Annotated in this window: 25 protein-coding genes and 1 pseudogene; 17 read left to right on the top strand and 9 right to left on the bottom strand. The window is 66.3% G+C overall.

All coding sequences use genetic code 11. The features are described 5' to 3' along the window. Nucleotides 1-92 precede the first annotated feature (92 nt). From ABZS40_RS30115 to ABZS40_RS30105, 3 genes and pseudogenes are all read right to left on the bottom strand, one after another. Nucleotides 93-296 (bottom strand): annotated as a pseudogene (locus ABZS40_RS30115) (zeta toxin family protein); the annotation flags it as partial. Beyond that, on the bottom strand, nucleotides 293-1,534 hold the full coding sequence (gene fxlM, locus ABZS40_RS30110; RefSeq protein WP_354947097.1) for a methyltransferase, FxLD system: 1,242 nt from the start codon (nucleotides 1,532-1,534) through the stop codon (nucleotides 293-295). The gene fxlM and the pseudogene ABZS40_RS30115, both read right to left, overlap by 4 nt. An 88-nt stretch (nucleotides 1,535-1,622) precedes the next feature. Continuing rightward, nucleotides 1,623-2,105: an NUDIX hydrolase gene (locus ABZS40_RS30105; RefSeq protein ID WP_354947095.1), complete on the bottom strand. Its 483-nt coding sequence runs from the start codon at nucleotides 2,103-2,105 to the stop codon at nucleotides 1,623-1,625. 227 nt (nucleotides 2,106-2,332) lie between these two features. Between ABZS40_RS30105 and ABZS40_RS30100 the strand changes: the two genes are divergently transcribed. Together ABZS40_RS30100 and ABZS40_RS30095 are read left to right on the top strand one after the other, a co-directional pair. Beyond that, nucleotides 2,333-3,196, top strand: a complete 864-nt coding sequence (locus ABZS40_RS30100; protein WP_354947093.1) for a helix-turn-helix transcriptional regulator — start codon at nucleotides 2,333-2,335, stop codon at nucleotides 3,194-3,196. Between the two features lie 98 nt (nucleotides 3,197-3,294). Continuing rightward, on the top strand, nucleotides 3,295-3,846 hold the full coding sequence (locus ABZS40_RS30095; protein WP_354947091.1) for an NUDIX domain-containing protein: 552 nt from the start codon (nucleotides 3,295-3,297) through the stop codon (nucleotides 3,844-3,846). A 56-nt stretch (nucleotides 3,847-3,902) separates the two neighbouring features. On the opposite strand, the gene ABZS40_RS30090 is transcribed toward ABZS40_RS30095, so the two are convergent. After that, complete coding sequence (locus ABZS40_RS30090; RefSeq protein WP_354947089.1) at nucleotides 3,903-4,430, bottom strand: hypothetical protein; 528 nt, start codon at nucleotides 4,428-4,430, stop codon at nucleotides 3,903-3,905. A 177-nt stretch (nucleotides 4,431-4,607) separates the two neighbouring features. Between ABZS40_RS30090 and ABZS40_RS30085 the strand changes: the two genes are divergently transcribed. Genes ABZS40_RS30085 through ABZS40_RS30075 form a run of 3 tightly spaced genes read left to right on the top strand, consistent with a single transcriptional unit; the run spans nucleotide 4,608 to nucleotide 8,053 of the window. Then, nucleotides 4,608-5,717 (top strand): ABC-three component system protein, encoded by a 1,110-nt coding sequence (locus ABZS40_RS30085; RefSeq protein ID WP_354947087.1) that lies wholly within the window; start codon nucleotides 4,608-4,610, stop codon nucleotides 5,715-5,717. Beyond that, on the top strand, nucleotides 5,714-6,193 hold the full coding sequence (locus ABZS40_RS30080) for an ABC-three component system middle component 2 (RefSeq protein ID WP_354947085.1): 480 nt from the start codon (nucleotides 5,714-5,716) through the stop codon (nucleotides 6,191-6,193). The genes ABZS40_RS30085 and ABZS40_RS30080 overlap by 4 nt, the downstream gene beginning before the upstream one ends. Next, the gene (locus ABZS40_RS30075) at nucleotides 6,194-8,053 is read left to right on the top strand and encodes an AAA family ATPase (protein WP_354947083.1); all 1,860 of its coding nucleotides are present in this window, start codon (nucleotides 6,194-6,196) and stop codon (nucleotides 8,051-8,053) included. It begins immediately after the preceding gene. Nucleotides 8,054-8,574: 521 nt separating this feature from the next. On the opposite strand, the gene ABZS40_RS30070 is transcribed toward ABZS40_RS30075, so the two are convergent. From ABZS40_RS30070 to ABZS40_RS30060, 3 genes are read right to left on the bottom strand one after another with little or no spacing between them, the layout of a single operon-like run. Continuing rightward, entirely contained in the window at nucleotides 8,575-9,363 is a 789-nt protein-coding gene (locus ABZS40_RS30070; RefSeq protein WP_354947081.1) for a phosphotransferase, read from the bottom strand. A gap of 15 nt (nucleotides 9,364-9,378) precedes the next feature. Beyond that, nucleotides 9,379-9,855: a hypothetical protein gene (locus ABZS40_RS30065; RefSeq protein WP_354947079.1), complete on the bottom strand. Its 477-nt coding sequence runs from the start codon at nucleotides 9,853-9,855 to the stop codon at nucleotides 9,379-9,381. Nucleotides 9,856-9,910: 55 nt separating this feature from the next. Next, nucleotides 9,911-10,858, bottom strand: coding sequence for a cupin domain-containing protein (locus ABZS40_RS30060; protein WP_354947077.1), 948 nt, complete (start codon nucleotides 10,856-10,858; stop codon nucleotides 9,911-9,913). Nucleotides 10,859-11,039: 181 nt separating this feature from the next. On the opposite strand from ABZS40_RS30060, the gene ABZS40_RS30055 reads away from it, so the two are divergent. Then, nucleotides 11,040-12,422 (top strand): helix-turn-helix transcriptional regulator, encoded by a 1,383-nt coding sequence (locus tag ABZS40_RS30055; protein ID WP_354947075.1) that lies wholly within the window; start codon nucleotides 11,040-11,042, stop codon nucleotides 12,420-12,422. 325 nt (nucleotides 12,423-12,747) lie between these two features. Here the strand turns inward: ABZS40_RS30055 and ABZS40_RS30050 are convergent, their stop codons facing one another. Together ABZS40_RS30050 and ABZS40_RS30045 are read right to left on the bottom strand one after the other, a co-directional pair. Next, entirely contained in the window at nucleotides 12,748-13,605 is an 858-nt protein-coding gene (locus ABZS40_RS30050) for an aminoglycoside phosphotransferase family protein (protein WP_354947073.1), read from the bottom strand. Nucleotides 13,606-13,661: 56 nt separating this feature from the next. After that, nucleotides 13,662-15,029: a helix-turn-helix transcriptional regulator gene (locus tag ABZS40_RS30045; RefSeq protein ID WP_354947071.1), complete on the bottom strand. Its 1,368-nt coding sequence runs from the start codon at nucleotides 15,027-15,029 to the stop codon at nucleotides 13,662-13,664. Nucleotides 15,030-15,274: 245 nt separating this feature from the next. On the opposite strand from ABZS40_RS30045, the gene ABZS40_RS30040 reads away from it, so the two are divergent. From ABZS40_RS30040 to ABZS40_RS29990, 11 genes are all read left to right on the top strand, one after another. Beyond that, nucleotides 15,275-16,132 (top strand): SAM-dependent methyltransferase, encoded by an 858-nt coding sequence (locus ABZS40_RS30040; RefSeq protein ID WP_354947069.1) that lies wholly within the window; start codon nucleotides 15,275-15,277, stop codon nucleotides 16,130-16,132. 150 nt (nucleotides 16,133-16,282) lie between these two features. Continuing rightward, a complete protein-coding gene (locus ABZS40_RS30035) occupies nucleotides 16,283-17,716 on the top strand; it encodes an APC family permease (protein WP_354947067.1) in 1,434 nt (477 codons plus the stop codon). Then, nucleotides 17,713-18,726, top strand: a complete 1,014-nt coding sequence (locus ABZS40_RS30030; protein ID WP_354947065.1) for an acetamidase/formamidase family protein — start codon at nucleotides 17,713-17,715, stop codon at nucleotides 18,724-18,726. Before ABZS40_RS30035 ends, ABZS40_RS30030 begins: the two co-directional genes overlap by 4 nt. A gap of 17 nt (nucleotides 18,727-18,743) precedes the next feature. After that, entirely contained in the window at nucleotides 18,744-19,424 is a 681-nt protein-coding gene (locus tag ABZS40_RS30025) for a GPP34 family phosphoprotein (protein WP_354947063.1), read from the top strand. A 51-nt stretch (nucleotides 19,425-19,475) separates the two neighbouring features. Next, entirely contained in the window at nucleotides 19,476-20,132 is a 657-nt protein-coding gene (locus ABZS40_RS30020; RefSeq protein ID WP_354947061.1) for an N-acetyltransferase, read from the top strand. A 54-nt stretch (nucleotides 20,133-20,186) separates the two neighbouring features. Further along, nucleotides 20,187-22,568, top strand: coding sequence for an ATP-binding protein (locus ABZS40_RS30015; protein ID WP_354947059.1), 2,382 nt, complete (start codon nucleotides 20,187-20,189; stop codon nucleotides 22,566-22,568). After that, the gene (locus tag ABZS40_RS30010; protein ID WP_354947057.1) at nucleotides 22,565-22,975 is read left to right on the top strand and encodes a roadblock/LC7 domain-containing protein; all 411 of its coding nucleotides are present in this window, start codon (nucleotides 22,565-22,567) and stop codon (nucleotides 22,973-22,975) included. Before ABZS40_RS30015 ends, ABZS40_RS30010 begins: the two co-directional genes overlap by 4 nt. Further along, a complete protein-coding gene (locus ABZS40_RS30005) occupies nucleotides 22,972-23,592 on the top strand; it encodes an ATP/GTP-binding protein (RefSeq protein WP_354947055.1) in 621 nt (206 codons plus the stop codon). The genes ABZS40_RS30010 and ABZS40_RS30005 overlap by 4 nt, the downstream gene beginning before the upstream one ends. A gap of 36 nt (nucleotides 23,593-23,628) precedes the next feature. Then, on the top strand, nucleotides 23,629-23,763 hold the full coding sequence (locus ABZS40_RS30000; protein WP_354947053.1) for a hypothetical protein: 135 nt from the start codon (nucleotides 23,629-23,631) through the stop codon (nucleotides 23,761-23,763). Further along, complete coding sequence (locus ABZS40_RS29995; RefSeq protein ID WP_354947051.1) at nucleotides 23,760-25,556, top strand: ATP-binding cassette domain-containing protein; 1,797 nt, start codon at nucleotides 23,760-23,762, stop codon at nucleotides 25,554-25,556. Before ABZS40_RS30000 ends, ABZS40_RS29995 begins: the two co-directional genes overlap by 4 nt. After that, the gene (locus tag ABZS40_RS29990) at nucleotides 25,553-26,344 is read left to right on the top strand and encodes a methyltransferase domain-containing protein (protein ID WP_354947049.1); all 792 of its coding nucleotides are present in this window, start codon (nucleotides 25,553-25,555) and stop codon (nucleotides 26,342-26,344) included. Before ABZS40_RS29995 ends, ABZS40_RS29990 begins: the two co-directional genes overlap by 4 nt. Nucleotides 26,345-26,473: the final 129 nt, after the last annotated feature.

The raw sequence follows: 26,473 nt of genomic DNA, 5'->3' as shown, positions 1-26,473 counted from the left end.
CATCGATCATGGTCGAGCACCCTAGCCAGCAAACAAGGGCATGTCCCTTGACCTGCAAGAACATTCTCGTTAGTTCAGTTAACAGGAAGACAGAAGCGGACGTTCTGCGCCATGAGCGTGGGCGCGAGACCACCTGGCCTGTCCCGTTCCCGCAGAAGGACCCGCCTCATATGATCTTGGCCGACGAGGGCGCAGCCGCGGCCGTGCCGATACCGCAACTCACGGGCAATGGCGCTCTTACCGGAGCCGGAGTTTCCCCGAAGGCATATCAAGATCGGCAACTCTGTGTTGCTCATCGGTCTGTCTCCGGCCAGGTTATAGCGGTCAGCGTGTGGCGGCGGGGCACGAGCAACCGCAACCGCTCAGTGTCAGGCAGTCGCGTGCCGGCCGGATGCACCGTGATGTCCGGGCCGGCGCCGGCCCGGTGCTGCTGATCCCATGCCACTGTCAGTTCCACAAGATCGTTGGTCAGTTTGGTGGCGTTCGGGCCGAAGCCGTGCCCGCCGAACTGCCACGTCGTCGTGTCGTGGCAGCGCATGGTGAGGTAGGCGAGGCTGTCACTGGTCAGCAGGGTGGGGCAGAAGAAGCGGTCCTGTGGGTCCAGCAGGCCGGCGGTGCGGTCCCGGTCGACTCTGAGCACCCCGTACGGGCGAGGTTGACTGGCCACCCACAGGTGCAGGCTCTCAAGGCAGACGCCCATGCTCATGTCCAGCATCACCGGCGAGGACACCTCAACCCGTGGCCCATCAAGGGCAGCGCGCAGGGCGTCGGCGTTGGTTGTGGTGGTGTCGTCATCCAGGGTGAGAACGGCGTCGTCGCCGCGCAGCGGCACCCGGCGGGCCGGGGACCGGCCGTGTCCTTGCATCGCGACGAAGCCGCACTGCACGGACGCTGTCGCGGCCAGGTGGTCACCTGCAGGCTGCAGGGTGAGGCAGCGGGTGTTGCCGCGCATCCGCAAGGGCACCACCAGTCTGCCGGCTGGTGAGAGCTGGTCGGTCCATGCGGGTGGGAGGTCACTGGCCTCGACCGTGACGAGCACCGCGTCCCACAACCCGTCGGCAGGGTGGCCGTGGACGCCATCGGCGTGGACCACCTCGACCTGCGGGTAGCCGGCCCGTGCCAGCGCCTGTCGAGCGTGGGTGACGACCTGCACGTCGATGTCGACGCTGACGACCGTTCCGGCCGGGCCGACGACCTCGGCGATCAGCGCGGCGTTGTACCCCCCTGAGCCGATTTCCAGGACCCGGGCGCCGGGCCTCAGCCCGGCGGTCTCCAGCATGTACGCCTGCAACCACGGCGCGGAGATAGAACTGGTCGCCTTTCCGTCCGAGCCGCGTCGGGTGACAACAACATCATTCGCGTACGCGCTCTCGATGCTGGTACCGGCCGGAGCGAACAGGTGCCGCGGCACCGCGGTGAACGCCGCCGCCACCTCCGGTCGGGTAATCCAACCCTGACTGCGCAGCTGGTCGACCAGCCGCCGGCGAGCGTCCAGCGCCGTCAACGTCTCGGTCGTACTGCTTTCAGGTGCCACGACATTTCCTCCCTCGAACGAATATCAGGTGAGCAGCCCGCCGACGGCGACGAGCATCGGCCGTTGCCGGGATGCGGCAGGTCCGAGGTCAGGAGACCGGCACGCCGTCTTCGAGGTAGCGGGTCGACCCGTCGGCACGCGCCTTGAGGCATTGGCTGACACGGCGGGCCAGCAACGGCTGCAACCGCTGGCGCGTCTGCGACGGGTCAGACCACGCCCAACCCTTCAACTCGGCGGGCGGCACGACGATCCGCTGTGCCTGAACCGCGTCCAGGACACCGCCGTCGAAGACGAGCATCACACTGTCGGTGCGGCCATTACGGACCGGCACCCAGTCCACGACGAGCAGACGACCCGGCGTCAGGTCCACGCCGAGCTCTTCGCGGCATTCCCGCACCGCCGCCTGCCACGGCGACTCGTCGGCCTCAACACTGCCACCGGGAATCTCCCAATCCGTTTTGTACGCCGGCTCGACTAACAGAACCCGATCCTGCGAATCGGTGATCAACAGTCCGGCCGCCATCCGCTTGCGCGGGAGACCGGCGGTGAATTCGTGGGGCTCGGAGGGCATGCGGGCAACGTAGAACTCCCGGCAGCCGACACGCCCGCAGCGCCACGCACCGACAATGTCGGCACATCCCGACACCAACTCCAACAGCCGCCACCTTGACTGCGCTCGGCGACATCTGATCGTGCTACCTCGCCGCATGATGCACCGGCTGCCGGCCCGGAACATGTCACAGCGGGCCGCTACGGTGACCGCTCACCGTGAGCGCTCAACCCCGGGGGTGGTGGCCGATGGGCGACAGCCACGCGATCAGCACTGCGCGCCGCGCGCTCGGCCGTCGCCTCGCGCACCTGCGCAAGGCTGCCGGACTCACGCAGCACGGCCTCGCCGCTCTCGTGCGCTACGCCCGCAGCTCCATCGCCAGCATCGAAACCGGCCGGCAGTACCCCGAACGGACGTTCTGGAACCGCTGCGACACGATCCTGCAGACCGGCGGCGCACTGAGCGCCGAGTACGACCGCATCACCGAGCTGGACCTTCACCGCCAACGCGCCCAAGTCAGGCCGGCCGACGCTGCGGCGGCCAGTCCTGCTGTGCTGTGGGAGCCCGAGCAATGCATCACGGCCCGCAGGTCGGCCTTGATCGGCACCACAGACGATGACGCCCGGTTGACGCACCTGGAACACGAAGTCCAGCGGGCGATCAGTGACAGGGAACGCGTCGCACCGAGCACGCTGGTTGCCCGTCTGCGTCCGCTGAGGGCCAGCGTCGACGAGCTGATGGCCGCTCAGCAACACCCACCGCAACGGGCTCGGCTCTACACAGCCGCCGCACACCTGTCCGGACTATTCGCCACCCTCGCCCTGGACCTGGGGGCCTTCCGCATCGCGCACGCATACGCCGCCGAAATGTCCGACCTGGCCGTCGCCGCTGAGCAGCCCGACGTACTAGCCTGGGCCCACGCTACCCAGAACCTGATCGCCAATCACACCAGCGATCCACAGAAGGCCCTCGCTGATGCGGCGGGCGGCCTGAGGCAGGTCGAAGAAAGCCCACCCTGTATCCGAGTGGTCATCAGTGATCCGGCGCGGCATTCGCCCGCATCGGCGATGGCATCGACGTCGACCGCGCCGCCAGACGTGCGGTCGCCTTGATGGCACGCAGCCAACTGGCGCGCTGGTCAGCTCAATCGGTCCAAGCGGGCGACCCGGAAGAAGTGCGCTCGGGCTACCACCTACAACGGAGGCGAGTCGTGGAGATCGACAACTCAGACGTCTTGGCAGCCTTATCTGCCTACCTCACGTCCTACCCCCACGAAGCCACGTCGCTGTCGGTGCCGACGCAGCTGCTGTCCGAAGGCGCGAACGCCGCCTCTCGGTCCCATCTGCCCATGCACGTGACCGTCGGTGCGCTCCTCGTGCGCGGCGGAACCGAAGTGCTACTTATTGATCACCTCGCCTACGGTCTCCTGTTGCAGCCCGGCGGGCATCTACAGCCGACCGATGCCACGCTGATCGACGCCGCGGTACGGGAGCTGGTGGAGGAAACCGGAGTCGATCCCGCCGGTATCGTCCCGACCTCACCGCTGCCGGCGTACGTCGAGTACGGGCCGGTTCCGGCGCGGCCTGAGAAGGGCGAACCGGAACACTTCCATCTCGACATCGGGTATGCCTTCGTGACCACCTCCGCCGACGTCGGGTCGATCCAGGAGTCAGAGGTGCGAGGCGCCGCCTGGTATCCGCTGGCCGAGGCGCAGCGCCTTGTGGGTCACCGCATCACGCGGGCGGTGAGCACGCCGACGTGAAGTGCGCGACCGGTCGAGGGCTCGCTGGCTCGAGTCGATCCGATGGTGGTCAGGGATCACTTCCCGGGGGCAGCGGTGATTCGCAGGTCCCAGCCGGGTAGGTCAACACCGTCGTAGGGCACAAGCGACACGTCGAACCATGAGGCGTCAGGCCGTCCCGCCTGCTCCCACTGGTCCAGCCAGCCCTGCAGCGCGGTCAGGGACGGGGAGCCGGCGGTGTCGGCGAGGATGGTGCCGTCGCCCAGGATCACGGCAGCGGAGGTAGCACTGGTGTGCCCGATGCCGCGCGTCCCGTCGCCCAGGGCGGCGAGGCTGCGGTGTGGTCCGCCGGCGACGGAGTAAGCCGACCAGGACTGCCAGTCCAGCGGCGGACCGTGGTAGGTCTCGGTGTAGCGGGGGTCAAGCAACAGGTCGAGTGCCGCGCGGGCGCCGGTGTGGTGTGGGTCGTGCTCGCGCCAGCCGATGGATATCCATGCCGGGTGTGGGTGCTCGATGTGGTGGTCTACCCAGCGGCCGGGGATGGTGACGGCGTCGTCTACGGCTGCGGCGGTGGATTGGGCGTAACCGGTGCCGACGGTGGCCATCTCGACGCGCGGGTGTGCATTCTCCGGACTTCGTGATCTTCTATCTTTGGCCGACAGGGCGACGCATCCTCCTCCGGAAGGGCCGTCCTCATTCCTCAACCTCTACATCAAGCGGCTACTCCGCTACCCTGTGTGGACCCGCGGGGGGTGCATGTTTGGTACATATGGGGAGGTTTTGTGTCGCTGTCCGAGGTCCGATTGGCGGCAGAAGCGCCTCAAGGGGCCCAATCGCCAGTGACCCGAGTCGCCGTGCTGACGGTCGCTGACGTCGCCGCAGGACGTCGGCTGACACCACGGCAAGTGATCCTCACGTACGAGCCGGATCAGTGGGAAGAGTTTGTCGAGGAATGGGTCCTCACCCTCGCTCCCAAGTATGCCAAGGTGGAGCGCTTGGGCGGCGCCAACGACCACGGAGTTGACGTGGCAGCCTTCGCGACAAGCCGAGGATACGAAGGCGAGTGGGATTGCTACCAGTGCAAGCATTACGCCAAGCCGCTCACCCCACGTGACGCGTACATCGAGATCGCAAAGATTCTCAAGGGTGTCACCGAAAACCACTACATCCTCCCTCGGAAGTACCGATTCGTAGCTCCGCGAGGGTGTGGCACCCAACTCAGCAACAAAATAAATCACCCAACGCAGCTACGGGCAGGCTTCATCAAGCAACTAGACGAGGGTGCGGCCTTGCTTCCCGGCTTGGACTCTGTTACCAAGGCCAATATCCGCGATCTCGCCACGCGAATAGATTTCAGCATCTTCAACACTGAAAATCTGAAAGAAGTACTAGACAGCCTCGTCGGCACCTCGCTTTACACGAGGGAATTTGGAGGCCGCCTCCCGCCGCGACCAGATGCATTGCCGCTACCTGACGAGATCCATCCAAGAGAGAACCGATACCTTGAGCAACTCGTCGAGGTGCACCGCGAAAAACACGCGGATCAAATTTCCACTACCACGGACGCCCTGCAACATCCAGAGGCCAGTACTCACATCCGCCGTCAAAGAGTCGCGTTCTACAGCGCCGAGGCACTCCGAACCTTTTCGCGCGATAGCGTCTCAGAAGAGACTTTTAACAGCCTTCAAAACGAAATACTCGAAGGCGTGATCGAGATCCACGACGGGAGCCATTGCTCTGGCTTCGACCGCCTTGGTGCCGTACTCCAAGCTTCCATGAACCTGAACTTCACGTCCAATGCCCTTACTCATGTCGTCACAACAGTCGACCGAAAAGGGATGTGCCACCAGCTGGCCAATGAGGACAAGCTCAGGTGGTGCATGCCCACATGAGAGGTCCGCTGAACAGCCCAGTCGAGGTAGGGTTACGCGCCGTAATTCTGCTGACAGCAGCTTATCCGCGTTCTTTCGATATCGACACCCTCGTCTTGTTGGACCACAGCCTCATTCACAGCGGTGATCTAGGCGGCCCGCCGAGCATTCACCCCGACGTCCCAATTCGAGCTGGCGAGATTGGCTTGAAGAAGACAGTCCTCGAGGATGCGCTTCGGCTCATGATGCGCGCGAACATGGTCGATCTTGCGATAAGCACCAGCGGCATGAAGTACGTGGCCGCAGATAACGCTGAGGCTTTTGTTAGCGCCCTAGAATCGTCTTATGTCCTGCGGCTCATCGACACAGCGCAGTGGGTTGCGCAAGAGTTCACTGATGGCACCCGCGAGGAGACGCGGCGTAGGCTTCGCAAAATTCTAGGGCGATGGACTGGAGAGCTAGACGAGCGCCCGCCAACATCTGAAGAGGTGCAGTAGATGGCTCGGATTGCACTAACTCACCTGACCTTCATGGGAAAGGGTGTTGAGCCGGCGACGATAGATTTTGGTCCAAACCTTACGGTGATCTACGGCGCGTCGGACACAGGCAAATCCTTCATTGCCGATTCCATCGATTTCGCCATGGGGAGTTCAAAGCTACGCTCGATCCGCGAATCGGAGCCCTACTCTCACATCCTTCTCGGGATAACGATCGGCGACGAGAGCCTGACTCTGGTACGCGCTCTAAACTCCGGCATCATCCGCGTGCACGACGGCATCCTGAAAGAGATACCATCAAGCACGGCAGTTGTGGAGCTCAAGGCCAGGCACACTAAAGGTCGAGCCAATACCATCTCGGCTTTTCTACTTGAGCGTATAGGCCTCTACGGCAAGGTGCTGCGCAAGAACTCGGAGAACAAGGTTGTCGAGCTAACCCTGCGGCAGCTTGCTCCGTTCTTCGTAGTGCACGAGGGTCAGATGGTTGCACTGTCCCCGCCTTACCACCCCGTTGGCAGAACTGACGCAACGGCCGAGCTCTCTTTATTGCGCGTGCTACTCGAAGGTGACGATGACTCAGAGCTAGAGGCTCTCGTCCCCGACGAAGTCCGCAAAGTCAGCAAGGGCAAGCATGAAGTCCTCCAGCAGGTTCTTTCTGGACTGTATAGAACAGTGGAGGGCTCAGCTCCCGTGAATGAGCTGCAGCATCAACTCGAAGCTCTCGGCAATACCATCGCAGAACTGAATCCGGCATTAGGTGACGTACTCGCCAGGCGCCACTCGCTGATCCGCGCGCGAGATGAACTTGCCGATGGCCAGCGATCACTGGAACATCGTGTCGCGCAGATGATGGAGATCACCGGGCGGTTTACACTTCTTCGCGATCAATATCAATCCGATCTGGCGCGACTGGATGCGGTCCAAGAGGCGGGCAACATTCTCGGATTCTTCCAATCTGATATCTGCCTATTCTGCGGAGCTGCAGCTAACCACCAAAACCCACCAGGTCATGCCGTAGCAGAGGCCGAGCAATTTGCTATCGCAATAGTTGCGGAACAGCAAAAGACTACTGACCTACTAACGGACTTACAGCTTACATTGGCCGACCTGGAAGAACAGGTCGGCGCGACGAGGGCTGCTGCCCTAGAAGCAGCTCGACGTACCGAATCGGCTCGTTACGCAGTGGTTGCGCTAGATGGCCAAGTTGCACCTCAGCAGCAGGAACTGGCCGCCGCGTATGCCAAGCAGTCGCAGGTCACACATATGATCGCCACTTACAAACAGATTGAGGAGATCGAGGAGCTTGCTTTGACCTTCGCGATGCCCGACGGGCCACAGGATTCTCCAAGCGCTAAGAAGTGGCCAAGCCTTCAATCTCTGAACAACCTTTCAGTGGCGATCAAGCTGTTGCTAGATAAATGGGGAGTTGAGACGGGCGGCGGAGTCGCTTTCGACATTGAGAAAGACGATCTCCTCGTTGACGGACGACCGCGTCATACGCGGGGCAAGGGTATGCGCTCGATGATTCACGCCAGCTTCACCCTCGGATTGGCCGAGTACTGCGACGAACGTGGACTTCCGCATCCGGGGGTAACGGTGCTTGACTCACCCCTCGTCACCTACCGGCAACCGGAACCTGCCGGCGCTAGCGTCGACAATAGGAACGAGTACGTCAGCTTCGACGTCGCAGCGGCTTTCTATAAATACCTCGACATCGAGGCCTCAGCGCAGACTGTGGTTATTGAGAACACCACACCGCCTGCGCAGCTCTCAGACACAGCAGTTGTCCATCACTTCACCAAGCAGCACGGTTTGGGGCGGTACGGTTTCTTTCCGAATCGTGTGATCACACACGGCTAAATTCCTACGCAAGTCTTGTGTTACTTCCCCTCCCGCAAGGAGGGAATCCCGAGAACCGTCGGTCCTGAAGTTCTCTGGGCGACTCAATCAAGGCTGACCAGCTTGTTCTCAGCTGCATTGAGGCTGACGGTGAGGCCCTCGACCTCGCCATGCCACCCGTTGGTCTTCGCTTCTCTGATTCGGTCGGCGAGATTGCGGATGATTCCGGTAAGACGATGCCGCTGTTGGGGATCGACGCGAAGCATAGGGCAGCGAACGCAGGCGTGTTCGTGGGCGCACGGCGTGCCGTACGGCCGGCCGCAGTTGCCGAGCTCGACCTTCCGAAGGTGGAAGTGCGGCTGGAACTCGGTCCACTCAGCCTCCGACGGCTCTCGGTACTCCCGGCTAGGGCGCGCGGCTCGACGCCGTGGCGAGCGGCTGGCTGCCGTCCGGGGGTACCGGGTAAGCATCGACTGGAAGGCCGATCCCTGATTCTCGCCGTGAGGCTGCGCAGGCCGGCTCGGCCCTGTCCCGTACGTCCGTCAGGTGGTCTTGCCGATCTGACACCGATAGGCCGCCCATTGAGACGTCCAGGCCGCGAGGTCGTGCATCCAGGCTGCGGTCGATCCCGCCGACTTCGACGCCCACTTCTCCGCGTTCTTCGTAGCGAAGTAGTCCAATGCCTCTGGATCGGTCAGCTTCCACGCGGGGTGTCGGGCTAGCCACTGGTCCGCCTGTCTCGGGGTGTGTCCGGCGCTGATCAGCCACTGCGAAAGCATGGCCAGCTCGACCCACGGCGCGGCCTCGGTCGCCATCGCCCAATCGACGATCCGCAGGCCGCGCGGGGTCACGATCAGATTAGCCGGGCCGAGGTCGGTATGAACGAGCGTGTCACCGTGCATCGTCGGGTGCTCAAACCCGAGCCGCGCCTTCGGACTGAACAATGGCACATCAGGTGCTGGTGTCTCACCGAGTACCGTCAGTGCCTCACCAAGAAGATTCAGGTCGGGGCTGCCCGGGGACAGGTCGGCGTGTGGGCCGTCGCAGTGCTCGAAGCCCACCACCAGCCAGCCAGCCGCCTCGAAGTGCCACTCGACGGCGGGTGAGTGAGACCCGCTGATGGCCTCACTCACCCGCAGCTCGAAGCGCAGTGACCGGACACCGAAGTCGGTATGGGCCGCCTTGATGAATACCTTCCCGTTCTTCCCGGTGACGGTTGCGGCTATTTCCGCGTGGTCACCGGTCGTGGCAGGGATGATGTGAGTTCCGCCGGCCCGGTCGGCTACCTCTTTGGTGACGGCCTCGGGTAGCGCGGTCCAGTCAATGCGCATCGGTCAGAGGCCCTTTCAGACTCCCGGGTTCGGCGGGCAGCAGGACTTCGCCTCGCCGTCCCAGAACTCGGGGTCGATGTAGTAACCGGTTGCCTTCAGAGCCTGGCGGGTGTACTCCATGGAGGAGCCGTCCGCCATGCCCTCCGTCAGGATCGGCACGTGGTGCACGAAGCCTCCCGCAATCTGCTCGCAGGCGGCGTGGTACGCCTCGGTGTGTTGCAGCGAAACGTGCCAGGCGGCGTCAACGGGCTCAGTCGGGACAACCCGGTAGGACCGGCCGTCGGGCAGCAGCCGACCGAAGTCGGGATCGTGCTGCGAGTCGGAGTGCGCCCTCAGCATGAGCAGCATCTGCCCGACGGCCCGCCGGGCGTAGGTCTTGGTGACCTCCTGCACGGCGGCGAAGTGCAGGGCCAGCTTGTCGAAGGTCTCCGGGTCGATGAGGGTTTGGGGGTCTTTCTCGGCCTGAACCAGTGTTGCGGTCGTGGGGGTCACGACTCCTCCTTGGGTTATGGATCACCGGCGCCTGATGCGCCGGGGAAATCCCGAATCAGCGCGCCGATTGGTGGCGGTCGGTGGGGCGGGGTCGCGGTGCGTGGGAGGTGTAGTCGACGTTCGGCTCGGTACGTGCTGCCTGGAGCAACTCGACGGCCAAGACGTTGACATCGGCGTCGGCCAGCCACTGCGTCAGCAGGTCTCGCGCCCCGGCGACCTGCCCCGCGAAGGCAACGGGGTCGACAACGCTGGCGGGCGGTATGACGCGCCGCAGCGGGGTCGAGGCGAGCGCGGCCTGGGCCAGCTTGCCAGCGATCCAGTAGCCGGTGAGCTCGCGGACCACGAAGGTCACGTGGACGCTGTCCTCCGTCTGGCCACGAGCGTGTGGGTTGTGCATCCAGCCACGTGGCAACACCAAAATCTGGCCCGGGACGAGGTCAAACTCGAAGTCGGGGTGCATCGACCTCATGCGGTCGATTAGGTCGCTGCCCGGTGAGGTGTTGGACGCGAACTGCCCGTTGTGAGGCTCTTCGACTCCTGGCGCCCAGATCTGCCAGGTCTTGCGACCGGCCATCTGGTAGATCAAGCCCATGTTCTGGTCCCAGTGGTGATACAGACCCTGCCCCCCTGCCGGGGTGACAAAGCCGGTCGCGTAGCAACCGTATCCGGTCTCGTTCTGGATCGCCGAGCAGATCGCGTGCACCGATGGACACCAGCGGTGCAGGTTGCGCAGCTGAACGGTGTAGCCCCGGCCACGCCACTTCGCGACCTTGTCAGGGTCGAGGTACCCGTCCGTCGTGTATGCCCGGGAGTGCAGCGCCGCCCCATCTTTGATCACGATGAGCTGCTCTGCTGGTGCAGTGCCCGTGCCGAGGTAACCGTTGATGAGTTCCGCGTTGAGGACGCTGAGAACGCTACTGTCGTCGGGCGGCTGGTGAAGCGCCGGCTCGGTCGGCCAAGCGGTCATCATCTCGCTCGCCGTGACCTCGTGGAACAACGTCATGAGGGACATTTCCGTCCTCCGGGGTGTGTAGAGGTCAGGTCTGCGCTGCTGGTGGCTCCTACAACCCGCTGGCGATCCCGGGTCATCTGCCGATGTACACAGCGTTGCCCCCGGGCTGGCGGTTGAGAAGGGTTCCGGTGTTGCGGCAACATCGACGTCATCGGATCGGAGGATCGGCCGTATGGAGGCAGACAGCGACGCCGTACGCCACGTGTTCGGCGTGGTCCTGCACCACCTGCGCACCGAAGCGGGCATGAGCCTGCGCGCCCTAGCCGCGCGGGCCCGCTACGACTACACCCGGCTCAGCCGTGCCGAGCACGGCGAACATCTGCCCGCCGCCGAATGGGTCGAGGGCATCGACACCGCCCTGCACGCCGGCGGCCTCCTGCTGCTGCTGCGCTCCCTAGCCCCGGCTGACGTGGCGCCAGCGAAAAGACGGAGGACCCTTCCGCTGGCTGGCCTGCACACCGATGATGGCCAAAGCGATAGCGTGACCTTGGAGTTGCAGACACCGGACGGGAGGACGGTGCTGGTGAGGCTGTCCCGACGCCAACTCGGCGAACTCATGGCCAGCGGCCTGCTCCGCACGATCCTGCCAGCAGGCGTCACCGACCCTGATCAAGCCGACCGCGTTGCCAAAGTGGTCGCCGGAGACAACGCGGTGGACTCACAGGCGCTCGACTACTTCGGGCGGCTGCTGAACGAACACTTCACCGCGGACAAGATGCTCGGCCCCCGCCAGCTACTCGGAACGACCCTCGCCCAGATCCGAGTACTCGACCGGCTCCGACGCACCGCCCCACCCGACACCACCGCGCCCGTGCTGCGGCTGCTCGCACAGTACGGCGAGTTCGCCGGCTGGCTGCACCAGGACCTCGGCGACACCACCGCAGCCCGATACTGGTCAGACCGCGCAAGCCAGTGGGCGCAGGCCACAGGCGACTACGCCACGGTGGCGTACCTGATGATCCGCAAGTCGAACATCGCGCTGCTCGACAACGACGCTCGCGACGTGATCGAACTCGCGGCCGGTGCCCGCAAGGTGCCCGGCGCGACGAGCCCCCGCCTGCACGCGCTGGCAGCGCAGCAGGAAGCCCGCGGCTGGGCGCTCTACGGCGACGCCACCCGATTCCAGCGGAAAATCGAAGACGCTCTCACGCTCCTACGCGAGCACCCTGCCGATGTCGACCCCGACGCACCGGTCTACCTGCACCAATACAACCTGGACGTGCTGGAAGAGCAATCCGCCGGCGGTTACCGCGCCTGCGGGCAGGCAGCCACGGCCGTCCGCATCCTCGAAGGCAAAATCAAGGCAACAAGCGAGCACTTACGCCGCGACCATGGGCACCTGCTGGCCAAACTCGCCAACACCGTCCTGGCAACGAAAGAACCGGAACCGGAGCGAGCGATCGCGCTCGGGATGCGCAGCGCCTCAGCGGCACACCTCACCGGTTCCGCCCGCATCGGCAAGGAGCTTCGCGCCCTCGACACCGTCCTAGCAGCACGCTTCCCGACCGTGCCGGGCTACCGCGAGCTGGGCGAGGCGATCGCAGCGCTCGGCTAACCGCCCTGCCCGTCCACCGTGGCGACAACGCCATCGGCGTCAGCATCAGCGCTCTGGGCGACCGGAACGACCTCGACGACCGGGACGACCAGAGTCTCGTTCCAGTTAACAGTCCCCTTTGGGGCAACGAGGTCGCCTGGCCTCCACAGATGCCCGACACCCACCACCGCACTGCGGGTTCGTGTTGCGCCGGAGCACGGGGTCATGAGGGGCTGGCAGGGCGTTCAGTCTGAGGCACCCCAGGCGCTGCGTCGGTTTCTGCTCCGGCGCCTGGTCCTGAGTTGGTGGTGCTGGAACGGTCGAACCTTGGAAGCGTGCAGCGTGCTTACCGGTACGTCGACCAACGAACGTCCGTCGCCCCTGACCGAAAGCTGTTGAGGCGGCGCCTCCATTGGCTCACGATTGCCGGATTCTTGTCGAGGACCGGAATTACGCTTGTTACGAGCTGAAGCTCCCGCAGTTGTCTAAGGGTCGCGAAACCTTCCCATGCCATGACGTCGAAGCCGTAGATGTCGGCGAGGGGGCCGTGGACGTCGGTCGCGTAATCGAAACGGACGCGACCGACAGCCGCTGGAGTCAGATCCCACTCACGCGGGCCGTTGCTTGTTGAATCGAAATCACATAATATGACTGCAGTCGGGCTCGATATAAGATTGCCGACGAAACTGTCGCCATGGATTGGCCCCCCAGGCAATACAAATCGCGTCTCATCTAGCAAAAATTCGACTTCATCGCATTTTTCCTGAAGAAACTGCAGGTCACTTGCGTCGACTAGGGTGCTTGGCGTCGCCAGCCTGCTTCTAATGCCAGTCAGGGGTTGCCATGGCGGCAGTGTGACGTTCGGAGGCGGTAGACTGTGAAATCTTCTCAGCAGGTACCCGAGATCCGCACCCCCGGCAGAGGCCCCCGACGAGTCGACCATCTGCCACACGGTAGCGACGTGGTCGCCGAAGAGTAGTGGCTGGCTCACGTTCGGCATGAGTCTCACGGCGGGAAAGTCCATCGACTCCAGCCACTGCGCGACGGCGATGACCTTCGTTATCCTGCCGCGCATTGTCTCGCTCCCCGCGATCCGAAGAACCGCTTGGCTTGCGGGGAGTCTATAAACGGCGTTGTTGGTGAATTTAATCAGTTCGGCACCGGATACGTCCAAGCCCGAGGACTTGGCGAACTCCTCGAGCATCGAACGCATGTCTCCCGACGTACCTTCTGCACCAGGGGATTCTTGGCGCTGGATTCTCATGTCGTACGAAGTCTAGCAGCCCTCTCGGCCAGCGCCTGCACGGCCGGGTCGTGTTCCTGTGACTGCTCGGCGGCGGCCTGTAACGGCTCAATTCGGTCAATCGTTCGTATGGACCGGACTTCGTTCGCGAGCGTCAGGGCTTGGTTTCCCAGGGCGACGCCATCGCGATAAGAGCCCGCCCGTATGTGGACGGTCGCGAGAGCCGTAAGCTCAAATATTTGACTGCGGGTCATTGCAGCATCTCGCGACTCGATACTTCGCTCTAATTCGGAAATAGCCAGTTCCGCTCTGCCCTCAGGCAGGGAAGCTGACGCTGCGTAAGTCATCCCCGTCAGGGCGTGAAGGTCTGAAGCGCTGAAGAAACTGACCCACGAGGGAGCCTGAGTTCCACCGGCCCGGTGGAATTCGTCATGTGCCCTCCTTATGGACTTCTCGGCCTGTGCCTCGTCGCCGGCGAGAGCCATCGCCCACGCCTCGTTGGCGCAGAGCATCGAAACCGTCAACTCGCAGCCCGAATCCTGAGCAGCTATTTGCCCAAGCTGAAAAAACCGTAGAGATTGCCGATAGAGACCGCGATGGAGGTGTAGCCTACCCATCCTGTAAAGAACGTTCGCGACAAGCGAGCTGTCTTCCGCGCGCTTCGCATGCTCGAGAGCGTGTGCAAAATGCGCCCTTGCGGCAGAATAGAGACCCACGTCGAAAGACGTCCAACCCGCGAGGTTGTGCAGGTCGGCTAAAGCCCTAAACAAATTCCGAGACACTTCGCTGGTGCAGCTCGATTGCAGCAGTCGAGTCGCCCAAGACACCTGTGCCAGTACAGCGTCGCGACAAGCGCCGCCGCCATGGCGATAGTCCATCGCTCGCATTATCTGGGTCACGCCCAACAAGTGGGCCACGTCCGTCTCGCCGATTCGACGGGGAATGGGAGTTGGCTGCGGAGTCATCTGCCACCAGCGCGTCAACTCCTGCTCACCGACTCCGAGGGTGACTTCTGCCGCGTATGACAGTAGCCGCCGTGTCTCCTCGCGTTCGCCAACATCAGGCGAACAGGCCGAGGCAATTATGTCCAGGGGAGAACCATTGGATTCGGCGTAGGCAAGCCCCATGTACCCGCGCGGTATTCCCAGGCCGTCTGCTATCCGAGCCAATACATTGTAGGACATGACCTGCCGGCCATTGAGGACCTCGTACACCTCAGAGGGTGCCTGCCCGGCCGCAGTGGCAATCTTGCGCTGGGATACGCCGTTGCGCTGCAATCGCTGGTACACAGCGGTGAGGTCACGCGCTGCTAATGCAGTGCGCATCTCTTGGTGTTCCCATATGGTCGGGCTTATCCCATTGTCCAACTCGTCGTTGACGTTCAAAATGCCCCCTGCTCGGTTCGCCTACTGGACAGATTAGTCCTCACCGAGGTGCAAATCTAGACACGTCGTTGTGTTGTCTAGCCCGGCTAGGCATCGGATGCTAGTCGCGCTAGGCATCGTGACGCCGGTTGCGCTAGCGAGCCAACCTACTTAGCCCAACGGCTTACTGGAAAGGAGGGCCGGCGGGCACGCTGCCTACAGAACAGCAGTCCGGTGACTGTCGTCGTGGCAGCTAGGAGGGGGCAGTGCTTGCGAGCCGGTGGGTACCCGAAAGCGTCGACACCACGGTCCCGAACCACGCACGTGCCTTCGACTTCCTCTACGGAGGGCAGTACAACTTTCCAGTCGATCGTGAAGTTGCCCGCAGATGGCTCGCGGCAGAGCCGAACCTGCGCCGATGGGCGCAGGAGAGCCGCGCCTTCCTCGGGAGAGCCGTCTCGTCGGTGGCGGATGCGGGTATTCGACAAATAATCGATCTCGGCTCCGGGCTCCCCACCACCGGAGCCACGCACGAGGTCGTTGCCTCGCTTGCCCGGGACATCCGCGTTTGCTACGTGGACTACAACCCAACCGTGGTGGCGCACGCCCGTGAAATCCTTGCGAGGACCAGGAACGTGCACGCCGTGTTGGGTGGAATTGGCAACCTATCCCGTCTGTTGCGATTGGCGGCAGCCGTTGGATTCGAGTCAAATCTGCCGGTGGCTGTCATCGTCTCCGGGGTATCCCCGCTAGCTGTCAACGCCCCAAAAATCGTACAGGCGTTAGAGAGCGTGCGACGGGCGGTTGCTCCAGCATCCCGATTAGTGCTATCCCACGGTTTGCCGATCACTCTTACCTCCGAATCGGCCGTCGAGACATCGACGTCCCCGTTCTACATGCCGACCGAGGAGTGTGACCAGAGCTCTTTGGAGCGGCTATTCGGCAACTGGAAATTGCTCGACCCGGGGGTCCATAGGATTCCACTTTGGCAACCGACCCATCAAGCGGCAGGCCTACGTCACAAATGCGGTGAGACGTCGCAAGTGGCAGCCTGGGCAGGCGCCGCGGAAGGGTCGGCTACCGGAGCCGGGACGCAAGCTGCAGCCGGAATCCCAACAGACTGATTGATCGCGCGTCAGGAATGCCCCATTCCGCGACGCGGTCAACACGGCCGCCGCAAGCGCTACTCGCGAAGCAGCGAGGGCGGATGGGTGTATCGAAATACTGCTTCGCCCGGTCGGCGTATTTAGCAAGCTCATTTCTTCATTCTACTGATGCCTGAACCCGCGGAGGACGTTGTGTACGAGCAGGATTTGGCCCGCTATGGCTACCGGCAGGAGTTGAGCCGGCAACTGCGGTTTCGGGATCTGGTCGCGTACGGGTTGGTGTACATGGTGCCGATTGCGCCGATGGCGATTTTCGGCAGTGTCTACGCCGGCTCCGGTGGCATGGTGGCCTTGGCGTACGCGGTGGGTGTGGTGGCGTTGGTGTTCACCGCGTTCTCGTACGCGCAGATGGTCAAGGCGTTCCCGATGTCGGGCAGCGTCTACAACTACGCCGGCCGGGGCATCAGCCCGCCGGTCGGGTTCCTGGCCGGCTGGGTGATCCTGCTCGACTACGTGCTCGTCCCGGGGCTGCTGTATCTGGTGGCGTCGGTGGCGATGCACGCGACGGTTCCGGCGGTGCCGGTGTGGTTGTGGCTGCTGGGGTTCGTCGCGGTGAACACGGTCGTCAACTCGGTCGGTATTCGGATGACCGCGGTGGTGACTCGAGTGATGCTCGTCGGCGAGCTGATCGTTCTGGCGATCTTCCTGGGGATTGGCAGCTGGGCGCTCGCGACGGGTAAGGGCCGGTTCAGCTGGGATGCCTTCTACAACGCCGACACGTTCACCTGGTCGCTGGTTGCGGGAGCGGTATCCATCGCCGTGCTGAGCTTCTTGGGCTTCGACGGCATCAGCATGCTGGCGGAGGAGACCCGCGACGGCGCGCGGCAGATCGGCCGGTCCATGGCTGCCGTCCTGATCCTGGCCGGGGTCTTGTTCATCGCGCAGACGTGGCTAGCCGCGATGCTCGTCCCCGACCCGGCCGGTCTCCTGTCGAATGGCGACCCAAACGGCACCGCCTTCTACGACGCCGCCGCCGTGGCCGGTGGCGGCTGGTTGGCCACGTTGTGCGCGGTGGCGACGGCGATCGCGTGGGGGCTGCCGAACTCGATGGTCGCGCAGGTCGCCACGTCCCGGCTGCTGTATGCGATGGCCCGCGACCGGCAGCTGCCGGCGTTCTTGGCGAAGGTGTCGATCCGCCGCAACGTGCCGATCAACGCCACCCTGCTCACCGGCACCGTGTCCCTGGCGCTGGGCCTGTACATGGCGACCCGCGCTGATGGAATCACGCTGCTGTCGTCGCTGATCAACTTCGGGGCGATGGTCGCGTTCCTGGTCTTGCACGTCTCGGTGGTGGTGCATCACCTCATCCGCCAGCGCAGCGGCAACTGGTGGAAGCACCTGGTGATGCCCGGTATCGGGTTCGCGATCCTCGCCTACGTCGTGGTGAATGCGAACATCGCCGCGCAGCGCCTCGGCCTGGCCTGGCTCGCCCTCGGCGTGCTAGTCCTCGCGGGCCTGTACCTGTCGGGCCGTCGACCGGAGCTGTCGGGGTTGGCCGCCGGGCAGGCGCAGTCGTCGGCGCGTCACGTGGAGCGGGTGTGAGCGGCATGAGCCCGTTCACCTACCGGCCGGCGCGCGACGAGCTGGCGTACACCTTCGGTGGCCGGGAGCCGGTGGCCCGGGTGCGCAGCGGCGACACCCTGCGGGTGCACACCGAGGACTGCTTCGGTGGTTTGGTGCGCGGCCCGGCCGACCTGCCGTCGCGGGTGTGCCAGATGCCGTACCTGAATCCGGTGTCGGGGCCGTTCTTCGTCGAGGACGCCGAGCCCGGCGACACCCTCGCCATCCACCTCGTGGACATCGAGCCTGCGCGTGAGTGGGGTGTGTCGTCGACGTTCCCGCACTTCGGGGCGCTGACCTCCACTTCGCATACCGCCACCCTGCAGGCCCCGCTGGAGGAGCGGGTATGGGTGTACGACATCGACCGATCCGCCGAGACGGTGCGCTTTCACGCTACGGGCAGCGATCACAGCGTGGACCTGCCGCTGCAGCCGATGATCGGCACGATCGGTGTCGCGCCGGGGGCGTTCGAGGTCCGCTCGACGATCGTGCCGGATCTGCACGGCGGAAACCTCGACACGCCGGAGCTACGCGCCGGGGCCACCCTCTATCTGGGGGTGAACGTGCCCGGCGCGCTGCTCGCTCTCGGTGACGGGCACGCCCGCCAGGGCGAGGGGGAAGCCTGCGGCGTCGGGGTGGAGATCGCCACCGTCACCACGCTGGTCGTCGAGGTCATCGAGGGGGTGTCGACGGTGTGGCCGCGCATCGAGACCGACCGTGACCTGATGACGATCGGGTGCGCGCGGCCTCTTGAGGACGCCTACCGCATCGCTCACCGGGATCTCGTCGGTTGGGCCAGCGACCTGACCGGCCTGCAGGAGTTGGACGCCTACCAGCTGGTGTCGCAGGCCGGCCGGGCGCCGATCGGCAACGTGTGCGACCCGAACTACACCGTCCTCGCCGCCGTCGACAAGAGCCTGCTGCCGGGGCCGAGCGCGGCGTACGACGGGGCGCACGCCCGGCTGCGGCAGCACGCCGCCGGGCCGCGGTAGAGGACGGGGCTGCGGCGATGACCTCGGCGAGTGCTCCTCTGCCGTTGCGTGACGAGTTGTTCCTGCTCGGGCACGACGACGACACCGGCCAGCCGCACCTGTACCGGCAGGCTCTGGCTGTCGGCCTGGCGGGCGCGGTCTTGATCGATCTGTTCCTCGCCGGGCGCGTCGGTCTCGCATCCGGAGACGGCGGCTCCGACGGTGAGCAGTGTGTGGGGCTGCACCTGGACCAGCCGGTCGGGGACCTAGTCGCCGATGCCGCCATCGCGTCGCTGCGTCAGGCCCGGTCCGCGCCGCCGCTGCGGCCGTGGCTGCGCGGGTTCGCCGAGGACCTGTACGAGCGCACCCGCGCGGGCCTTCAGGAAGCGGGAATCCTGCGGCACGAGGTCCGCCGCCGTTTCGGCGGCCTCGCCCGCATCGACTGCTACCTGTCGACGGATACCCGGTGGGCGGTCGTCGCCCGGGCCCGGCTGCGGCACCTCGCGGCCGGGCGTCATGAGCCCACCAATCACACCGCCGCGCTCGCGGGGCTCGTCGTGACCCTGGGCTTGACCTCTCACCTGTATCTCGGTGAGGACACCGCCGCGGTTGCGGCCCGGCTGCGGGTGGTCGCCGGGCAGCACCACCGCCCGGTTTGCGAGATCACCGCAGCGGTCGATGCCGCCGTCGGTGATCTCGCAACGGCCGCCTACCGCTAACTCCAGCGCTGCCGTGCTCGTTGGCCCCGTCCCATTGTTGTTGGAGGTCTGATGAATGACACCCCGCGTATCCGCACCGCCCGTTGGCCGGAGCAGGAGCAGGTCGCCGCTGTCGTCGCCGAGGCCCTGCACACCGGTCCGCTCGCGGCCTGGCTGGTGCCCGAGTCGACGATCCGCATCAAGGTTCTGACCGGCGTCGCGGCGATCTGGTTGGAACACGCGATCTTCTTTGGCGACATCCAGGTCACCGACGACCTGAGCGCCGCCGCCGTCGGCTTCAACCGCTATCGCGACCTCCCGCCGCCGGCGAACTATGACGACCGTCTCACCGTCGCCGCGGGAGCGCATGCGCAGCGGTTCAAGCTGCTCGACCAGTTGCTGACCCAGGTTCGCACCACCGAGGCGCACTACCACCTGGCGATCCTGGCCGTCACACCGGCCGGGAAGCGCCGCGGCCTTGATGCGGCCATGCTCGCTCACCACGAGGCGCGTCTCGGCCGTACCGACCTGCCGTCCTGGACCGAGACCCTCACCGGCACCCCTGAGTTGTACCAGCGGTACGGCTACCAGCCCCTGCCGCAGGTCGCTCTGCCCGACGGACCGGTTATCGCCACCCTGCGCCGTAACCCGCGGCCGCGGCACGAAGCCTGGCCGGCCAACGCCGCCGCCCTGGCCACGCAGAGCGCACCCGCGAGGAATGCCCGATGACCGGCGCAGGTCGCGGCGTGGCGTCTGCGCGATCGACGCGAGGATGGAGCTGAGGTGCCCGTTGCCAGGAGGCTAGCTCTCCTGCTGGTCATCCCGCTGGTGGCGACGCTGGTCTTCGGGATGTGGGCGGTGGTGTCCACCGGCCGACAGGTGATCGCCGCAGAGCGGCTGCAGTCGCTGGTCGCGGCCTCGACGGCCGCGGGTGACGCGCTCGCCGAGCTTGACCGCGAACGCTTCCTCGCCGCGCAGTTCCTGACGGCCGATTTCCGCGTCGACCCGCTGCTCGAGCAGTTCAGCCGCTCGGACGCAGCGATCGAGGGCTACAGGCAACGCCGCAGCCGTCTAACCGGCGACCGGGACACCACCCGGTTGTGCGGGCCCTTCGATGCGCAGCTTGCGCTGCTGCCGGCGTTGCGCGAGCAGATCCGCGGCCGGTCGGTGTCGCGCTCGGCGGTGCTGGCGCGCTACCGCGTCGCGGTCGCCCACGGCCTGATGATCCGCGAGAGCGTGGGGCAGGTCGGGGGCGCCGACAGCAACCTCGCGGATCGGCTGCGCGTCGCGGCAGCGGTGTCGCGGGCTTCGGAGTTCGCGGGCATCCACCAGGAGTCGGTTCTGGCCGCTACTACCGGTGTCCTGACGCTGGCGGCGCAGCAGGACCTCGCGGCGACGCGGGCGGCCTACGACGAGGCGTTGCTGACCGCAGGGCAGCGCTCCCCCCAGCAGTGGCGGATGTGGCTGGATCAGGCGTCGACCGGCCCGCAGATCCTCACGGCGCAGCGCCTCGACGACGACGTGGCCCGCACACCTGTCGGATCACGGTCGCGCGTCGACGCGGGCGCCTGGACGCGCGCCAGTAGTGACCGACGCGATCGGCTGCACCAGCTGCGGACCCGCATCGACGCGGACATCGCCGCTGACGTGGACCGCCGGCGTGAGGGGCAGTGGACAAGCACCCTGGTGCTCGGCGCGGTCGCCGTCGCGCTGGTGGCCCTGGCCGCGGTGACGACGGTGCGCCAGGGCAGGACGCTGACGCGGCGGCTGCGGCGGGTCCGCGACGCCGTGTCCGGCATGGCCGAACACGACCTGCCAGAGATCGTGCGGCGGGCCTCGAACGCTGACCCAACGGACACGGCGGCGGTGATGTCGCCCGCGCCGGCCGCGCTGCTCGCCGGCGCACGCCGCGATGAGATCGACGACGTCACGGCAGCGTTCGACAGCCTCGCCCTGGTCACCCACCACGTCGCCACGGACCTGGCCCGGCAGCGAAGGGTTGCCTCTGCCGCGGTGGAGGCCGTGGGGCGCCGCTGCCAGAGCATGACCCGACGACTGCTCGATGCCCTCGACACGGCCGAACGCGACGAGGCCGACGCGGCGACCCTGAGCACCCTGTTCGCGCTGGACCACCTCGCCGCGCAGCTGCTGCACAACACGCAGAGTCTGCTGGTGCTCTCGGGCCGCTCCGTCGGCACCGTGCGCTCGGAACCGGCCTCGCTGGTCACGGTCGCCCAAGCGGCGCAGGGCCTCATCCAGGAATACCTGCGCGTCGACATCGGCGTCGTCGACGACCGGATCATGGTGCCGCCGTCCATGGTCGACGACCTGGTGCACCTGGTGGCATCGCTGCTGGACAACGCCACCCGCTACAACCCCGGCAACGCGCTGATCACCGGACACCTGCTCGGCAACCGGGTGATCCTGCAGATTGTCGACGCCGGGACCGGCATCGCCCCTGAGCTGATGACGCGGCTGAACGTCGAGCTCGCCGCGCCGACGCCGCAGATCGACGTCGAGCACATTCGCCGCCAGGGACTGGCCACCGTCGCGGTCCTCGCCGCCGCACACGGACTGTCGGTGCGGCTGCTGCCAGGACAGCAGCAGGGCACCGTCGCCGAAGTGGAGATCCCCGCCGAGCGGCTGCTGATCACGCCCGCGCCACCGGCCGTACTACCCGCGCCTGCGATCGCCGGGCGCCGGGCACCGGGCGGCACCCCCGCCTCCACGCTCACCCTGCCCCGCCCCGCTCCGCCCCGGCAGCCGGCGCCGATCCCCGCACCCCGCCGGCCGGAGACCCCCCTGGTCGGCGACAGCCCCACCCAGCCGCTGCCGACGATCACCCGCAGGCAGTGGGCGATGCAGCGAGAGGCCACCCCAGTGTTCAACGAGGCAGCCCGGCGGCAACCTCCACCATCGCCGTGGTTCGAAGACGGCACCACCGTCCACCTGCAAGCCGACCCCGGCCCAGCTCACCTGGCCACGACGGATGAGGCCGAGAGGACGATCAGCGGCCTGCCGGTGCGACGGCCCATGGCCGTATTCACACCGCCGCCGCCGCCCGACCCCGAGCCGCCCCGGCGCCCCTCCAAGCGGCAGGCCGACGTGGCAGCCGCCTACCAACGCGGCCTCGGCCGCCACTCCCCCGCGGAAGGTCAACCATGAGCAGGCACCTGAGCCAACTGCTGAGCACCAACCTCGCCCGGATCCCCGGGGTGAGCCGGGCCGTGGCGGTGTCCGCTGACGGCCTGCTGCTGGCCTGGACCGACACCCTCAACCGGGAGGCCGCCGAACGGCTCGCCGCGATCGCCGCAGGAATGACCAGTCTCGTCAACGGCGCGGCCCGCGACCTCGACGGCGGTGCGGTGGAAGGCAACATCACCACCCTGGAGAATGGTTTCCTTTTGCTGGTCACCGTCAGCAGCGGCGCGTCGCTGCTCACGCTGACCAAACCCAACGCTGACCTCGCGTTCGTGACCCAGGAGCTGCACCGCTTCGCCGTCCAGGTCCGCGACCAGCTGACCCCGGCCTTCGCCGGCACCCTCGCCGCCGGCGGATACGGTCCCCGATGAGCACGTCCAGCGCCGTGGCGGTGCGCGCGCCTGCTGACGCGTCGCGGCTGAAAATCGTGCTCACCGGCCCGTTCGGCGTCGGGAAGACCACCCTGGTCGGCGCGGTGTCCGAGATCGCGCCGCTGACCACGGAGGCGGTCATGACCACCGCGAACACCGCCGACGACACGACCCACACGCCGGCGAAGACCACCACGACCGTCGCGATGGACTTCGGCCGACTGGAGATCAACGGCGTTACCGTCTACGTCTACGGCACGCCCGGGCAGCACCGGTTCTGGTTCATGTGGGACGCCATCGCCCGCGGCGCCGTCGGCGCGGTGGTCCTGGTCGACACCCGCCGGCTGCAGGAATCCTTCCGTCACCTCGACTACGTCGAGAACGCCGACCTGCCGTTCGTCATCGCCGTCAACCAGTTCCCCGACGGGCAGATTCACCCCGCCGACGCAGTCCGCGACGCCCTGGCCATCACCGCGGACGTGCCCGTCGTCACCATCGACGCCCGCGACCGCGACAGCGTCCGCGACCTGCTCATCGCCCTCGTCGAACACGTCCTCACGCGCACCAGGACCACGCCCGCGAAAGCCACCGCAGCGAGCAGCCCGCCGACATCCTGACCTTCACCCCTCGAACCCTCCGGCAAGGAGCACACGATGACGCCCACACCGATGCGACGCCGCATCGCCGCGCTCGCGTCGACGGCTGTCCTGCTCACCACCGCCGCCTGCACCAGCACGCCCGGCGACGCGAGCAGCAGCGCGGTCCGACCCGTGAGGAGCACCCCGTGAAGATCATTCACCGCATTGATCCGGAGCCGGTGCCCTCGCGGCGCAGTGTTGCTGACGTCGAGCGCGCTCTCAGCTTTGGCCTGACCGCGAGGGGCCTGCGGCACGAGTACCAGCGGTCGACCGTGCTGGACCTGGATATCTTCAGCGTTGCCCCCGGCGACCGACATGCGGTTATCGGCCCCACCGGCGCCGGGAAGTCCACCCTGCTGAACCTCCTCGCCGGCACCACCCGCGCACGCAGCGGCACCATCATCTACAACGGGCAGACCATCACCCGCCGCGGAGGCACGTGGCGAGCGCGCAACGGCATCAGACGGACTGCTGAACATGCCAGTGTCTACCCCGGGCTGTCGGTGCTCGACTGTGTGCGCATGGGCGGCTGGCACCATCGCTACCAGCCCGAGCGCACGCCCCTGGAGCTGCTGAACCTCGTCGGCCTCATCGAGTACGCCGACCACCCCGCCGCGGTCCTGCCACACGGGCGCCGCCGCATGCTCGACCTGGCCGTTGCCCTGGCTGGACAGCCCCGTGTGCTTCTGCTGGACGCGCCCGCCGCCGGTCTCACTGACACCGACACCGCCCGTCTTCTGGACGTCCTCGGCGCGCTGCCGCGGCGGATGGCTGTGGTGCTCGTCGAACAGCACTTGAGCGTCGTCGCGGCCCTGGCCGACTGGATCACCGTGCTGCACCAGGGCCGCCGCCACACCGACGGACCCGCTGACACCGTGCGCGCCGACCCGACCGTCGCCGCTCTCTACCCCGGTGCGGGAGGCGAGGAGGCGTCCATCGCACCGACGACGGCCCCGCGCCGGCGCGGCGTCGCCGCTGCGGGCGGCACCGTGATGGCCCTGGCGCTGGCCTTCCCCGGCGTCCTCGTCCCGGCGAAGCCGGATGTGTCAGCCCTGATGGGCGTCGAGGCCGGCTGCGCGGTGCCGGATCCGGCGCCATCGGCTGAGTTGGCCGCTACCGCCGCCATGCCGCCGGCGACGGTCCTTGCGTACCCGCGGGCGGCACCCGGCGTGCTGCAAAATCTGGCTCAGCGGATCGCACCGGAGATCTGCGACGGGGTGAGCGGTCGGTTCGACGTGGTGCGGCTGCGTAGCTGGCATCTCGACGAGGGTGAGCCGGCAACGCGCGACGTGGTGCGCTGGTACCACGACGATAAATCCGGCGCAGCCCTGACCAGCGACTTTCCGGATCCCTGGCCTGGCGTCATGCACGATTTTTGGCTGCCGGGAGATCTCACCCTCCTGACTGTGTCGGGGGCCTTCACCACCAGCGACTTCTTCCATTACAGCGTAAACGTGCTTGCTGGCCACGGCGGCGGTGACCGGATCATCCATGGCCTCGCCCGGCTGGCCGCGTGGCGCAGCCCGGGACCAGCCGGGCGCCGACTCGCGGTGACGGAACTGGCGCACACCCCAGGGCTGACCGCCTACCCAGCCCTGGTGGACCGTGCCGGCCGCACCGGTATCGGCGTAGCGGCCATGAGCGCCAACGGCACCGAGCGAGCCCTGCTGATTCTGCAGCCGAGCACCGGGCAGGTGCTGGCCTACGAACGGGCCACGCACACGCCGTTGGGTTGGCAGCTGTCGGACTACTGGCTGTTGCTGACCCGCACGCACGCCGAGCGCCGCTGGTGGGAGGAACCATCCACCACCGCCGACGACACCACGCCCGTGCGGCAGACGGGCCTGATGACGCCCCGCCGGCAGAGCAGGTACATCGCGCGCCCCGACCAGCCCTGCACCCTCGCACCCATCACCGCGACTGAGGAGAGGACCGTGAGATGACCACCACCGCGACGCAGCCCTACCAGTTCCGTAACACCTCCACCCACCTGCAGCCGCTGCAGGAGATGCTCGACCCGATCACCATCGACGACCTCCAGCACGTCGGCGTCGGCACCGGACACAACGCCCTCGACGTCGGAGCCGGCGCCGGATCCGTCGCCCGGCACCTACGCGAACGCGTCGGCCCCACCGGCGCGGTCAGCGCCGTCGACCTCGACACCACCTTCCTCAGCCCGAGCGACGAGCTGAACGTCTACCAGCGCGACCTGCGCACTGAACGTCTGCCCGTCAAGGCGAGCAGCCTCGACGTCATCACCGCCCGCTGCGTCCTGGCGTACCTGCCCACCCGCGCACGGCTGCTCGAACAGATGGTGACCGCGTTGCGCCCCGGCGGGCGGCTCGTGCTCGGCGACATCGTCTACGCCCGCACCACCGTCCCCTACGCCCCCACCGCCGGCGACGCCGATCTGATCGTGAGGATCGTGCACACCATCCTCGACGTCCTCGCCGAGCGTGGCGTCGACCTGCACTGGGGCGAAAAGGTTCCCGGGCTGCTGCTCGACGTCGGCCTCAATGAGGTCCGCACCCGCTGGGTCGCGCAGACCTGGGCCGGCGGCAGCCCGGGCTGCCGCCTGTATGCCGACCACGCCAGGCAACTACGCGAGCAGCTCCTCGCCGCCAACCTCAGCGCAGGCGACCTCGACCGATTCAGCGACATGATGACCGACCCAACGGTGCTGGTGCGCGGCTACGAGTTCGCCGCCACGACCGCCCGCAAACCCCACTGACCCGCGGGCGTGGCAACACTGCCACGCCCGCATCCCACGCCCCGAACGGCTCGGCCTCGGCAGCCAGCCAACCGGGGCGCGACGGCCGCCGACCTTCCCGGCGGCCGAGCCGGCCGACCGCCCGCAGAA

Origin of the sequence: Micromonospora sp. NPDC005324 (assembly GCF_040607155.1) — a bacterium.
GTDB classification, from domain to species: domain Bacteria; phylum Actinomycetota; class Actinomycetes; order Mycobacteriales; family Micromonosporaceae; genus Micromonospora; species Micromonospora trifolii.
This window is presented reverse-complemented; position numbering and strand designations above follow the sequence as displayed.